Genomic DNA, 13,493 nt, shown 5'->3' on the forward strand with positions numbered 1-13,493 from the left:
ACAAAATGAAAAAAAATATTTTAATCTTATCAATCTTAGCATCTGCATTAAGTTTTACATCTTGTAGTGATGATGATATTGATCAAAGACCATACGATAAAATCGAAATTAGCGATTATTATAAAACTGAATCAGACTTTACAACAGCTATAAATGGTGTTTACAAAGGTTTTGCACAAGTAGGTTACTACTACGGACCAAGTAATGCAAGTGATATTATCTCTATTGGTGATATTATGGCTGATAATGTTGTTTTGAATCAACAAGGTCGTGGAGCGGCTCAACGTGCGCACACTTGGTCTTACAATTCAAACTCTGTTCCTACAGATATTTATTCAACATCTTACAATATTATTTCAAGAGCTAATCTAGTTTTGGCTAACATTGATAATTTACAAGATGGAGATTTCAAAAATAATATTATTGCGCAAGCAAAAGCGGTTCGTGCATTAGCACATTTCGAAGTTGCTCGTACATATGCAGAGATCCCAACGCAGGCTGCAGACGCTAGTTCTACAGTTGGTATTGCTTATGCGGATAAATATGACGCGAAAGCAGAATTGAAACGTGATGCTACAATTGGAGAATCATATGATAAAATTATTGCTGATTTAGAAGCTGCAATTCCATATTTGGATAATTCAGCAGATAATACAGCTAAAATGAATCAGTATTCTGCAAAAGCATTATTAGGAAAAGTATATTTATACAAAGGAGATTACAAAAAAGTAATCGAATATACTAAACCAGTTGTTGATGCAGTTGCTCCAGCAACACAATCACAAATAGCTAATTTATGGACTTCTAGCAATAGCGCGGGTGTTTTATTCGAGATTCCATTTTTGAATAATGATGATCCTACAATTGGAACAAATTATAGCCAAGGTTCTTCTGACGAAGATATTATTATCGAGTATTCAGTAGATAAAGCTTTTTATAAGTTATATGATGCAAATATAGAACCAGAGCGTGTAAAAGCTTATTTCAAAGTATTTAATCCAGATAATGATAAAAACCAAGCAACAATAGCGGTTAACAAATACATTAATGGATCAGTAAAATTAGGATTAAACAACGGACGTTATTTACGTGTTGAAGAAGCAATTCTTAATTTAGCAGAAGCACAATATCTATCAGGCGATCAAGGAGCAGCTTTGATTACGTTAAATAAATTAAGAGATGTACGTTACTCTACTTATGCTGGAAGAGAAACTGGAACTGCAATTTTTGATGCAATCCAATTAGAACGTCGTAAAGAATTAGCTTTTGAAAATGGTGATCGTTGGTTTACATTAAAACGTTTACAAGGAGTTACTGGTATTTCTTCTGTTTACACTAATGGTATTCAACGTAGTGGAAACGGATATTTAGCAGATGGTTCAGGAATCCCATCTTCTGTCCAAGCTTTAAAAGCTGGAGCTAAAGAGTGGCAATTACCAATTCCGCAAACTGTTTTAAATAAAAATAAAAATATGACTCAGACTCCTGGGTACTAATTTTTAGTTATTATAAATAATATTTTATTAGATAGGCTACTGTTTTTACAGTAGCCTATTTTTATTGTAAAATTTTAACTTTTATTTTAAAATTATTAATATGAATAAGCAATATTGTATAGATAGATTTGTAATTATTTTATTAAAATTATAGGTTTTACAAGTGTTAATATTACATTTTAGTACTAAAAATAATAATGTATAGCTATTTCTTTTAAGATGTTGATAAATAAAAAAATATAGATAACTTTTTGGAAATCTTAAAAAAAAAGTTAGAGTTTTGTCCAAAATGTTATAAAAAAATAAACTATGAGGAGAAGATTAACATCTTTGGGCTTACTAGCTTTCCTAGGATTAGGAACAATGGCTTTTGCTCAAGTTACGGGTGTAGTTAACGATGGTAACAATTTCCCAGAGTCAGACGTCGAAGTTACTGTAAAAGGTACAGATAAAGTTGCGTATACTGACGAAAACGGAAATTTTAACATTGATGCTAAAGTTGGAGATACTTTAATTATCAATGGAAAAGAATTTAAAGTAACATCTACTAATTTAGGAGCTTTAAAATATGCAACTGAATCGAAAGATATTTCATTAGGAGAAGTAACAATTCTTGGAGGTATTAAATTAGATGAAGCTCAAAAAATTGGATCTTACGAAACAGTAAAAAAAGAAGCTTTTGAAAATACTCCTGTGGCTTCTGTTGATGAGGTATTAAATGGACGTGTCGCTGGTTTAAACTTTTCTACAGGAGGAGGGCAACCAGGATCAGCTAATATTATTGCTATTCGTGGAGCAGGATCCTTTGTTGGTACAACAATCCTTTGTATGTAATTGATGGAGTTGTTGTTGGAAAAGGAGCAGATAATGCTGGTTTAATGACGTCATTTAATCCATTGTCTTCAATTGATCCTAATCAAATTGAAAATGTAACCGTACTTAAAGATGCTTCAGCAACTGCATTATATGGTGCTCGTGGGGCAAATGGTGTTATTGTAGTAACTACTAAACGTGGTAAGTTTAATCAGGCTACTAAATTTAATATTTCTACCGATTTTGCTGTTCAAGACGAAGCTTATAATGAAAATAAGTACATGAATGCTCAAGAATTTATTCAATGGGGAGGTTTATTAAGATATAATTCTGGATTAGCTACTTCAAGAGAGGCAGGAGAGGAGTACTTTAAAACTTATACTGGATGGGATGGAGTAACTGATACGGATTGGAGAGATGCCGTACAGCGAAATACATCTACGGTTAAAACATATAATTTTTCAGCTCAAGGAGGTGGAGAAAACACTTCATTTAGAGCAGGATTTAGCTACTATGAAAATAACCCTTTAACTCTTTATAGTGGGTTTGATAGATTGAGTACAAGTCTTGCATTTGACCATAAAGCATCAGAAAAATTTAAGTTAGGTGCAAATGTTAATTTTACTACAGTAAAAAATAATACTTATATGGATGGTGGGGCTTTCTCTAACCCTTGGTTAACACAATGGACAGTAAGACCAATTACACCTATTTACAATGCAGATGGTTCATATAACGTTAATCTTGGTGGTGCAGGAGGTCATAACCCTGTAGCAGTACAGAAATATAGTCATATACAAGGTAATATTAATACATTTTTAGCTTCTGTTTACGGAACATATAATTTTACTAAAGATTTAACTTTTGATACGAACTTTGGTGCACAATACCAAACTTTAGCAGAAGAACAATGGTATAACCCTTGGTATGGAGATGGTGTTTCTGTGAACGGACGTCTTTACGAAACAGATTCTAAATATTTTGATTGGAACTGGGTTAATACATTAGGATATAGAAAAGTAATTAATGAGGTTCATGATTTTCAAGCTAATGTTGGTATGGAATACCAAGAGCATAAAATGAAATATGCTTTTGCTCATGGAACAGATTTCTTAATTGCTAAACCTCAAATGAATAATGCAGGGACAATTATGGAGGCTCAATCATTTGACAGAAAATGGATTCAATATTCATACTTTGCAAGATTAAATTATATCTTTAATAATAGATTAACTGTCTCAGGACAAGTTCGTAATGATAATAATTCAACTTTAGGAGAAAATAATAAAGGAGGATGGTTTTGGTCTGCAGGAGCGTCTTATAATTTTGCAAAAGATATTAATTCATCTGCAATCGATGTATTAACTATTAGAGGTAATTATGGTGAATTAGGAAATATACCTTATGCAGATTCATGGGGGTCAGTATATAATGGAGTTTCTTTTATGGGAGTATCTAGTATATATAATGGAGACAAAGGTTTCATTGTATCTAATGTAGGAAACCCTGACTTAAAATGGGAAACAACAAAACAATTAAATATTGGTTTAGAATATGGATTTGGTAATGGATTAATTAGTGGTTCTGTTGATGTTTATAGAAAGTTAACAACTGATGCTATTTTTCCTTCTGAAATTTCTTATGATACTCCATCTCCAGTTAATAGTAGTTTTACTAATATTGGAGAAATTGAAAATAAAGGTATTGAAGCAATTTTGACAGTTCGTCCATTTAATAAAGGAGACTTTAGATGGTCATTAACAGCAAATGCTTCTTATAATAAATCAGAAGTAGGTAAAATGTTAGATCCAGATGCCAGATATTTAGCAGGAGGTATGAAAGCTATACAAGAAGGACGTGAGTTTGGAGAATACTATACTTACGGATGGGCAGGTGTTGATAAAGCAACTGGAGCAGGATTGTACTGGACAGATGAGACAAAAACAGCTACAACAACTAATAGAACAGAAGCTGAACAATTCTTTCAGGGTTCTACTCCTTTTCCTAAATGGATGGCAGGTTTAAGAACAGATATGTCTTGGAAAGGATTAACTTTGAGTGCTTTCTTCTCAGGAGCATTTGATTATCAGGTATTTGATTCTTGGCAAAGTTATGCATTATCAGATGGAGCTTCTGTTACATATAACCAATTATCGAGTGCATTATATGATTCTTGGACTCCAGAAAATACAGATGCTTCAAATCCTATTCAATTATGGGGGAATGGAACAAATTCAAGAGCTGCATCTTCAAGATATTTAAAAGATGGTGATTTTATTCGCCTAAAAGAATTAAAGTTGGCATATAGTTTTGGAGATAAATTAAAAAATGCAGGTATCGATAATTTAACGATTTATTTAAAAGGTCAGAATTTAATCACTTGGGTTTTTGATGATACATTAACATTTGACCCAGAATCTAATTCTAATGCTTACTCTTATGGCTGGCAAGGAAAAGGAGTGTTCGATTATACTTCTCCTATTATGAAAAGTTATTCAATTGGATTATCTATTGACTTCTAAAAAATTATAAAAAAATGAAAAAAAATATATTTGTATTATCATTATTTACTATAACTTTAGGTTTTACATCATGTAGTGAAGATGATTTGAACCAATTTCCTGATTACGGTATTGGTATGCCAAATGGAGGGAATCCTATAACTGATGAGACAACTATGGCAAAAGTATTAACAGGAATGTATCAACAAATGTCAACTGCTGATGCTTTTGCGTCAACAATCCCAGTTGTTGGCAGTCTTGCATCTGATGACTTTTTTGTTAGTACAAACAATAGTGGTTATTATTTAACAACGAGCAATTTATCTTGGACACCATCATCTTCAGATTTTACAGTTGCTTATAATGAGTTGTATGATGTTGTTGCTCAGGCTAATATTGTGCTAAATGCTACTATTGAAGAAACTACTGCAGTTAAAAAATATAAAGCACAAGCATATACTGCAAGAGGAATGGCTCACTTATATTTAGCAATGGGATGGGCAGAGAATCCTACATCTGGAAAAAACCAAGAATATGGTATAGCTATCTATACTGGTAATTTTGATCCAAACTTAAAATCACCTCGATCTACAGTTGAAGAAACATACAATTCTATTATCGAAGATTTGAAAAAAGGGATTGATTCTTCTAATGACACACCTGCAAGTAAAGCATATTTATCAGCTACATCTGCTAGATTATTATTAGCTAAAGCATATTTATGGAAAGGAGATTATGCAAACGCAATATCTATGGCAAATGAAACTATTAATAGCGCTCCTGCTAGTTTTTCTTTACTAAAAAATAGTCAAGTTGTTAATTATTTTTATGGTGTAACAGGTGCTTCTGAGAGTGAGTTTGAAAATCAACCTGAGACAGTTTGGGAAGTAGGTTTAACAGCTTTAAATAACCCAGGTGTTAATACATCTATGGGTGTGTTATTTGATTATTTGGATCCAACAAATACTACTGGTTCAGAGGCAGGTTTAAATGCGAGAAGAGCAATTTTAGCAAGAGAGTCTTTAGTTAATTTATATGATGATGGAGATGTTCGTAAATCATTATTCGTAGAAGATACAAGAACTTTTGATTCTCCAAGTGGTTATTTTATTAATAAATATAGAAAAACTATAGGCGGAGTTAACAATATAGGTAACATCAAGATTTTACGTTTAACAGAAGCTAAATTTATAAAATGGGAAGCCATGGCAAAATCAGGTCAAGGAGCAACAGCTTTAACAGAATTAAATGAATTTGCTTTAGAAAGGGGTGGATCAGCCTATTCTGGAGATGCTTTGACTGCTATATTAGCTGAAAAGAGAAAAGAATTTGCAGGAGAAGGACAACGTTTTTATGATTTGAAACGTAATAATTTGTCAATGGATAAAGTATCTAATGTACCATCAGGTGCAATTTCTACTGTTGCTGCTGGAGATAAATTATTTGTTTTCCCAATCCCGTCTTATTCGATTAATGTTAATACGAATATGACACAATATCCTGGTTGGGTTAATTAATAAAATTGATAATCTCAAAAAAACCTCGAAGTAGACTTCGGGGTTTTTGTTTTTTTATGTTATTTAACAAACTCCCAAGCTCTAATTTCAGCCCAAGAATGTTTATTGTTTTCTAAAGGGAAGCCGCAATGTCCACCGTATTTTGGCATTTCAAATGTGCAGAATTTATGGTTTTTAAAACGTTCGATAGGATAACAATCATTTCCTAAAAAAGGATCATTAGCAGCGTTAACAATCAAACACGATGTTTTGATATAATCTAAAACAGTTGCAGGAGAAGCTTTATGGTAATAATCTTCTTTGGATGAATAACCATGTAAAGCTGCTGTAAAATATTCATCTACTTCGTCAAAAGTTTTGATTTTATCAATCATTTCTTCATTCAAAATACCTGGAAACTGTTTTGCTTTCGTTTTAAATTTTGGAACTAGTGTTCGCTTAAAATTTTTAAAATAAACAGTATTCGGAAATATTTTCAATGTGTCAGCACATGATTTTAGAGAAATTGGTGCAGAAAAAACAACAGCAGATTTTATCTTGTTCGAAACTTCATAACTTCCAAGGTAATTCAAAACCAAAGCACCACCCATCGAATAGCCAATCAAAGAAATTTCTTGATAATTTTCTTTCAACGCTTTTTCTATAACTCTGTGTACATCATCAATAGAACCATGATGATAAAGTCTGCAAGTTTTATTCATTTCGCCTCCACAAGTTCTGTGATTCCAAGCCAAAATATTAAATCCTTTGTTGTAAAAATAATCTGAACAGGAATTAAGATATGTTCGTTTCGAATCACCTTCTAATCCGTGAAAAAGGATAATTAATTTGTCTTTATTATTTTGAACTCGCCAATCCAAATTCAGAAAATCACCATCATCAGTTTCCATTTTTTCTCTTGTGTAATCTGGAACAGGATATTTCTTGAATTTCGCCGGAATAATGGTAGAAAGATGTGCATTTCTATTGATGAAATTAGGTGTAGGGTAAGTAGAATGTTCGATGTAAGGCATTTAAAATATTTTTACGTCAACTAAAAAATCCTTTTTAATTTCTTCATTTATATTAGCTAAAATTTTCGATTTTCCCATCAATAATTCTTGTCTCATTGCAGGAGAATTAATTTTTACATATAAAACTCGTTGTCTTACTTCTACTCGGTCCGTATATTTCTCGAAAAACTTTCCCATCACCGTTTGCCAGGCCTCTTCTGCTTTCACTTCCCAAATCAATTCTTCTTTTCCACTTTGTTTAATAAAATGCTCCAAAGCTTGACCAAGCGTTTGCTGATTACTTCTTTTTTCGTACTTTTTCATAAACGGAAAACTTTACTTTCAGAATTAATTTGTTTAATAATTTGCTCTGTTCTTTCGGGATGTGTATCGGTGATAAAAATTTGACCGAATCGTTCTTCATTCACTAATTTTATCAATTGTGTCACACGATGTTCGTCCAATTTATCAAAAATATCGTCCAATAATAATAATGGAGTGATGTTTAATGAAGATTTGATCACTTCTAATTGTGCTAATTTCAACGCAATTAAATACGATTTTTGTTGACCTTGCGAACCAAATTTTTTGATTGGATAATTGGTAATCGTAAACAATAAATCATCTTTATGGATTCCGGCTGTCGAATATTGGGCCGAACGATCTTTGTACAAAGCCTCTTTCAGAACCGTTTCAAAAGATGCGTCATTAAGCTGAGAAATATATTCGATGTTCACTTTTTCTCGTCCTTCTGAAATTTCATTGTAATATTTTAGGAAAGCTTCCAAAAAAGTTTGAATAAATTCTTTTCGTACTTCATGTATTTTCTTTCCTAAATGAATCAATTCTTCATCATAAATTTCCAAAGAAGTTGAATCAAATGTATTATTTGCAGCAAAATATTTTAGCAACGCATTTCGTTGAACTAAAACCTTGTTGTATCGCATCAAATCAGCTAAATATTGTTTATTCGATTGCGAAATAATATTGTCTAAAAATTTGCGTCGAACTTCACTTCCTTCTTTGATTAAATCACTGTCATAAGGTGAAATCATCACCAAAGGATATTGACCAATGTGATCAGAAATACGATCATACGATTTCGAATTTCGTTTTAATTGTTTGGGCTGACCAGAACGAACCAAGCAAAAAATCACATCATCAGATTCGTTTCGATCAAAAGTACCTTCTAATGTAAAAAAATCACAATCAAACTGAATATTCATCGCATCCGAATGATTCAGATACGATTTACTTAAAGCCAAATAGTGAATAGCATCCAAAATATTGGTTTTGCCTTTTCCATTTTGTCCTACAAATGCATTAATTTTTGGTGAAAATTCGAAATTATTTTCATCAAAATTCTTGAATTGTCGCGCTTTAAGTTCTTTTAAATACATAAAAGCAAAATTACGATATTAATTAAGATTTACGATTGACGAAGTTTGATTTATGATTTTTTATAATGATTTTCAATCCTAAAACAATGATTTTGAAACAAAATGTCGAGTTAAAAATCAAAATGATGTATTTTTGCATCTTTATAAGTAAGATTTAGAAAAATGGCAATTCAAAAACCATCGATTCCCAAAGGGACAAGAGATTTCTCACCTTTAGAAGTGAATCGTCGTCAATATATTATCAACACGATTAAAAAACAATTCGTTTTGTTCGGATTTTCTCCAATCCAAACTCCATCATTCGAAAATTTATCAACTTTAACAGGTAAATACGGAGAAGAAGGAGATCGATTAATTTTCAAGATTTTGAATTCTGGAGATTATTTAGCAAAAGTTGATGAGCAATTGTTGACAGATAAAAATAGTCAAAAAGTAATTTCGCAAATTTCAGAAAAAGCGTTGCGTTACGACTTAACTGTACCTTTTGCGCGTTACGTTGTGCAACATCAGAATGAAATTACTTTCCCATTTAAGCGTTACCAAATTCAACCAGTTTGGCGTGCCGATCGTCCTCAAAAAGGTCGTTTTCGTGAGTTTTTTCAATGTGATGCGGATGTTGTAGGTTCGGATTCGTTGTTACAAGAAGTTGATTTTGTACAATTATATGATTCAGTTTTTACAGAATTAAAAACGCCAGTTGAAATTCATATCAACAATCGTAAAATTTTATCAGGTTTAGCAGAAGTAGCAGATATTTCGGCTCAATTGATTGATTTTACAGTGGCTTTAGATAAGTTGGATAAAATTGGTGAAGAAGCGGTAAAAGAAGAAATGCGTGGAAAAGGAATTTCTGATTCTGCCATCGAAATTTTATCACCTTTATTCTCAATGAACGGTGATTATAAAACTCAATTTGCACAATTAAAAGAAATTTTAAAATCTTCGGAAACTGGATTAAAAGGAATTGAAGAATTAGAATTTGTTTTTGAAAATACAACAAATATTGGTTTACAATCGGCTGAATTAGTTTTGAACTTGACATTAGCACGTGGTTTAGATTATTATACTGGAGCTATTTTCGAAGTGAAAGCGAAAATCGGAGAATTCTCTTCATCTATTGGTGGAGGAGGTCGCTACGATGATTTGACAGGAATTTTTGGATTGAAAGATATTTCTGGAGTAGGAATTTCTTTTGGATTAGATCGTACATATTTAGTTTTAGAAGAAAATAATTTATTCCCAGCTTTAGAAGATTCAACAAATATCCAAGCATTGTTCATTAATTTCGGAACGAAAGAAGCTGCTGAGGCAATGAAATTGGTAAAACAATTACGTCAAAGTGGAATTAATACAGAGGTTTATCCTGATGATGCAAAAATGAAAAAGCAAATGGGATATGCTGATAAAAAAAGAATTAAGAAAGTAATTCTTTTGGGTGAAAAAGAAATTGCAGAGCAAAAAGCGACAGTAAAAGATATGATTTCGGGAGAACAAACCGAAGTTGCTTTTGCTGATTTGGCTAACGCATTGTCTTAATATGTCTTAATTCAAATCTATTCAATATATTTGCAAACTATTTAATCAAGAATATAAAATGAGTTTATTAACAGTTGGTACAGTTGCCTTTGATAAATTAGAATCTCCTTTCGGGAAAACAGATAAAATCTTAGGTGGTGCCGCTACATATATCGGTATGGCGTCTTCTTTATTGGGCGTGGATACTGCAATCGTTTCAGTTGTTGGTGGAGATTTTCCACAAGAATACATCGATTTATTAATTTCAAAAGGAATTAATTTAGATGGAATGGAAATCGTAAAAGAAGGAAAAACATTCTTTTGGGAAGGTAAATACCATAATGATTTGAACACACGTGATACGTTAGCAACAGAATTGAATGTTTTAGAAACGTTTAATCCAATTGTTCCTCAAGATCGCAAATCTCCAGACGTTTTGATGTTAGGAAACTTACATCCATTGGTACAAAAAGGAGTGTTGACACAATTAGATAATCGTCCAGGTTTGGTTGTTTTAGATACAATGAACTTTTGGATGGATTGTGCTTGGAATGAGTTGATGGATGTGATCAAAGATGTTGATGTAATTTCTATTAATGACGAAGAAGCGCGTCAAATGTCAGGTGAATATAGTTTAGTGAAAGCTGCTAAAAAAATCATGACATTCGGACCAAAAACAGTTATCATCAAAAAAGGTGAACATGGAGCTTTATTATTCCAACAAGAACAAGTTTTCTTTGCACCAGCTTTACCATTAGAAGATGTTTTCGATCCAACAGGAGCAGGAGATACATTTGCAGGAGGTTTCTCCGGATACTTAGCAAAAACAAACGATTTTTCTTTCGATAACATGAAACGTGCAATTGTTTACGGATCTGCATTAGCATCTGTAACATGTGAAAAATTTGGTACTGAATCATTAGGAGATTTAACACGTGATGGTTTAGCTGAACGTTTGAAAGCATTCAAAAAATTAATGGATTTCTCAATTAATTTATAAGAGAATTATTCATCAAAATATTTAACCTCGAGAGCTTCTCGAGGTTTTTTTTATGGATTAATTTTTGTGTAAATTGAACTAATAAATTTTAATCATGAAAAACAAAATTATACATCTTCTCATATTGGCATTTTCCTCTTTACTTTCTGGAATAATGATCTCGAAAATGTCATTCATCGGTAAAGTAGGAATCACAATTATTTACAACGAATATACGATCCTGAAATCGTGGTGGAAAACAGCCTTGTTATTATTCGCTATACAAGCTGTTATTTTTATCGTATTATCCATTTGGAATGAGAAAACAACGAAACGTTTTAAACGTTTGTTATTGCCTCTCATTTTCCTTTTTATGGGAATTATTGGATTAATTTATTGCTATTACGATTTTACTGAAACCTCACATCGTTTATTGAAAAAGACGTTCCATTTCGGATTTTATATTTTTTGGTTCACGTGGTTTGGGAATTGTATATTCTTTATGACAAAAAAATCTCAAAAAGTAGAAGAAATTCCGCAAGAAACAGAAGTGTATTAAAATAAAAAAGCTCATCAAATTTTGATGAGCTTTTGCTTTTGTGACCGAGACAGGATTCAAACCTGTAACCTCTTGAGCCGTAATCAAGTGCGCTATTCAGTTGCGCCACTCGGCCATTCCTGATAAGAAACTATTGTTCTTATTTTGGACTGCAAATATAAAGACTATTTTTGAATCTGCAAATATTTTTTAAATAAAATTATCCTCGATCTCTATCGCTTATGAGCATCATCATAAAACTCAAAACAAAAAGTGTATCATTTTCGGATGATTGATATTGATTTAATTTAAATTTTCGTCCAAAGAATGAAGGTTCTTTTGATACTTCCATCATTTCTCTTCCTTGTAAATCAGTTAAAACATATTTTGGATTGAAAATATAACCTGAGAAAAATCCTACAACGGGAATTTCACCAACCATTCCGTCCATCATACGTGTAAAACCACTACGTTCGTTGATTGTAAATAAATGATTATCATTTGCGTCGTAAATATGAAAAGTCGCTTTCCAAAAGGATTTGAAAGTTTTTCGTTTTGCTTTACCAACAACATTTCCGTTCGCATCTGTAATGGTAAAAGTTTGTTGAAAATCGATGATTTTATTCGAACGAAGTTGAAAAAGTTCTTCTTTTTTCGATGAATCACGGTAGATTTTAATTACATCTCGCCACGAAAGAATTTTTTCGCGTACATAAAACACAGGTTGATTATTAGCGTCTGTTACAGAAAAATCATTAGAAAAAGTTGCAATATGAAACTTTATATCAAGCGGAAATTTTAGGTTGTTTAAATTCATAAGTATTGAGTAATTTTTATCAAAAATAGATTTTTTTCGGACATAAAAAAAGGTTCAGAATTTCTGAACCTTTAACTTTTTATCGTTTTAAAACTAAAATATCTATTTCGTTTTTACCATCACCATCAAGATCTTCTCCATAATCAGATTTTAAAATCAATTCGTTTTTTGTTAATTTGGAAATTTCTCCTTCACCAGAACCACCATCCTTGTAAGTTAAACGAACTTTATTTCCTGAAATAGAATAAGTGCCTTCTTCAGTCCAATCAATTTCACAAATATTATTTCTATCGGAATCATATCCTATAGCAGAATATTTATTGTCTTTAGTAAACGTATACGAGTCTTTAGAACTGCATTCATCTGCTAGATATTGATCTTCGATGTGATTGTCTTTAGAGAATTGTGTTTGGTATTTTACAAAACTCCAAGTTCCTACGATACTTTCAGAGTTAATAGAAGAATCATCATCATTGTTACAGCTAAATAACAGTCCAAAAGCAAAAATGCTTGGTAAAATAAACTTTTTCATAAATATTGTTTTTTTAGTTGCGGCGAAAATAAAGAAAACAATATTAGATATTCGGTTATTAAATGATTATTATAAATATTCTTTTACTTCATCTAAATGTGTAATTGTAGGAACATCATCCATCGAAAAATTATCATCTAATCGATCAAAGAAAATAGCCGACATTCCGAAAGCTTTTGCGCCAACAGCATCTGCAATCCAATCGTCACCAATGTAAATTGATTCATCTTTTTTAGCACCAGATTTTTCCATTGCCAAAGAAAAAATACGAGGATCAGGTTTCAAGATTTTGATTTCGTCTGCATAAGTTACCGTATCAAAATAACCATTTAATTCTGACGTTTCAATTTTACGTTTCGAGACTTCGAGAAAACCATTTGTGATAATGTGTAA

Annotated in this window: 12 protein-coding genes, 1 tRNA gene and 1 pseudogene; 7 read left to right on the plus strand and 7 right to left on the minus strand. The window is 31.9% G+C overall.

Going from position 1 to position 13,493, the window contains the following annotated elements:
• Positions 1-5 precede the first annotated feature (5 nt).
• The 4 genes from B2217_RS13735 to B2217_RS13750 all read left to right on the plus strand — a co-directional run bounded on the left by B2217_RS13735 (position 6) and on the right by B2217_RS13750 (position 6,327).
• The gene (locus tag B2217_RS13735) at positions 6-1,496 is read left to right on the plus strand and encodes a RagB/SusD family nutrient uptake outer membrane protein (protein WP_291122889.1); all 1,491 of its coding nucleotides are present in this window, start codon (positions 6-8) and stop codon (positions 1,494-1,496) included.
• A gap of 309 nt (positions 1,497-1,805) precedes the next feature.
• Positions 1,806-2,330 carry a TonB-dependent receptor plug domain-containing protein gene (locus B2217_RS13740; protein WP_291122891.1) on the plus strand — a complete coding sequence of 175 codons (525 nt, stop codon included), beginning with the start codon at positions 1,806-1,808 and terminating at the stop codon, positions 2,328-2,330.
• Positions 2,321-4,831 carry a SusC/RagA family TonB-linked outer membrane protein gene (locus tag B2217_RS13745; protein WP_291122893.1) on the plus strand — a complete coding sequence of 837 codons (2,511 nt, stop codon included), beginning with the start codon at positions 2,321-2,323 and terminating at the stop codon, positions 4,829-4,831. Before B2217_RS13740 ends, B2217_RS13745 begins: the two co-directional genes overlap by 10 nt.
• A 14-nt stretch (positions 4,832-4,845) precedes the next feature.
• A complete protein-coding gene (locus tag B2217_RS13750; RefSeq protein ID WP_291122895.1) occupies positions 4,846-6,327 on the plus strand; it encodes a RagB/SusD family nutrient uptake outer membrane protein in 1,482 nt (493 codons plus the stop codon).
• Between the two features lie 59 nt (positions 6,328-6,386).
• On the opposite strand, the gene B2217_RS13755 is transcribed toward B2217_RS13750, so the two are convergent.
• From B2217_RS13755 to recF, 3 genes are read right to left on the minus strand one after another with little or no spacing between them, the layout of a single operon-like run.
• Positions 6,387-7,340, minus strand: coding sequence for a YheT family hydrolase (locus B2217_RS13755; RefSeq protein ID WP_291122896.1), 954 nt, complete (start codon positions 7,338-7,340; stop codon positions 6,387-6,389).
• Positions 7,341-7,643 carry a DUF721 domain-containing protein gene (locus B2217_RS13760; protein ID WP_180905351.1) on the minus strand — a complete coding sequence of 101 codons (303 nt, stop codon included), beginning with the start codon at positions 7,641-7,643 and terminating at the stop codon, positions 7,341-7,343.
• Positions 7,640-8,719, minus strand: coding sequence for a DNA replication/repair protein RecF (gene recF, locus B2217_RS13765; RefSeq protein WP_291122898.1), 1,080 nt, complete (start codon positions 8,717-8,719; stop codon positions 7,640-7,642). Before recF ends, B2217_RS13760 begins: the two co-directional genes overlap by 4 nt.
• A gap of 162 nt (positions 8,720-8,881) precedes the next feature.
• On the opposite strand from recF, the gene hisS reads away from it, so the two are divergent.
• The 3 genes from hisS to B2217_RS13780 all read left to right on the plus strand — a co-directional run bounded on the left by hisS (position 8,882) and on the right by B2217_RS13780 (position 11,772).
• Positions 8,882-10,255, plus strand: a complete 1,374-nt coding sequence (gene hisS / locus B2217_RS13770; protein WP_291059668.1) for a histidine--tRNA ligase — start codon at positions 8,882-8,884, stop codon at positions 10,253-10,255.
• Between the two features lie 58 nt (positions 10,256-10,313).
• A complete protein-coding gene (locus B2217_RS13775; RefSeq protein WP_291122900.1) occupies positions 10,314-11,234 on the plus strand; it encodes a PfkB family carbohydrate kinase in 921 nt (306 codons plus the stop codon).
• 94 nt (positions 11,235-11,328) lie between these two features.
• A complete protein-coding gene (locus tag B2217_RS13780; protein WP_038336496.1) occupies positions 11,329-11,772 on the plus strand; it encodes a hypothetical protein in 444 nt (147 codons plus the stop codon).
• A 41-nt stretch (positions 11,773-11,813) separates the two neighbouring features.
• On the opposite strand, the gene B2217_RS13785 is transcribed toward B2217_RS13780, so the two are convergent.
• The 4 genes and pseudogenes from B2217_RS13785 to B2217_RS13800 all read right to left on the minus strand — a co-directional run.
• Positions 11,814-11,887: transfer RNA gene (locus B2217_RS13785), tRNA-Arg, on the minus strand.
• A gap of 84 nt (positions 11,888-11,971) precedes the next feature.
• A pseudogene (locus B2217_RS13790) lies at positions 11,972-12,598 on the minus strand (LURP-one-related family protein); the annotation flags it as partial.
• A 49-nt stretch (positions 12,599-12,647) separates the two neighbouring features.
• Positions 12,648-13,100, minus strand: a complete 453-nt coding sequence (locus B2217_RS13795) for a lipocalin family protein (RefSeq protein WP_038336444.1) — start codon at positions 13,098-13,100, stop codon at positions 12,648-12,650.
• 69 nt (positions 13,101-13,169) lie between these two features.
• Positions 13,170-13,493 (minus strand): HAD family hydrolase (locus B2217_RS13800; RefSeq protein ID WP_291122902.1); only part of this gene is annotated, 324 nt, incomplete at its 5' end.

The organism is Empedobacter sp. UBA7620 (assembly GCF_002484185.1).
In the GTDB taxonomy this organism is placed as follows: Bacteria; Bacteroidota; Bacteroidia; order Flavobacteriales; family Weeksellaceae; genus Empedobacter; species Empedobacter falsenii_C.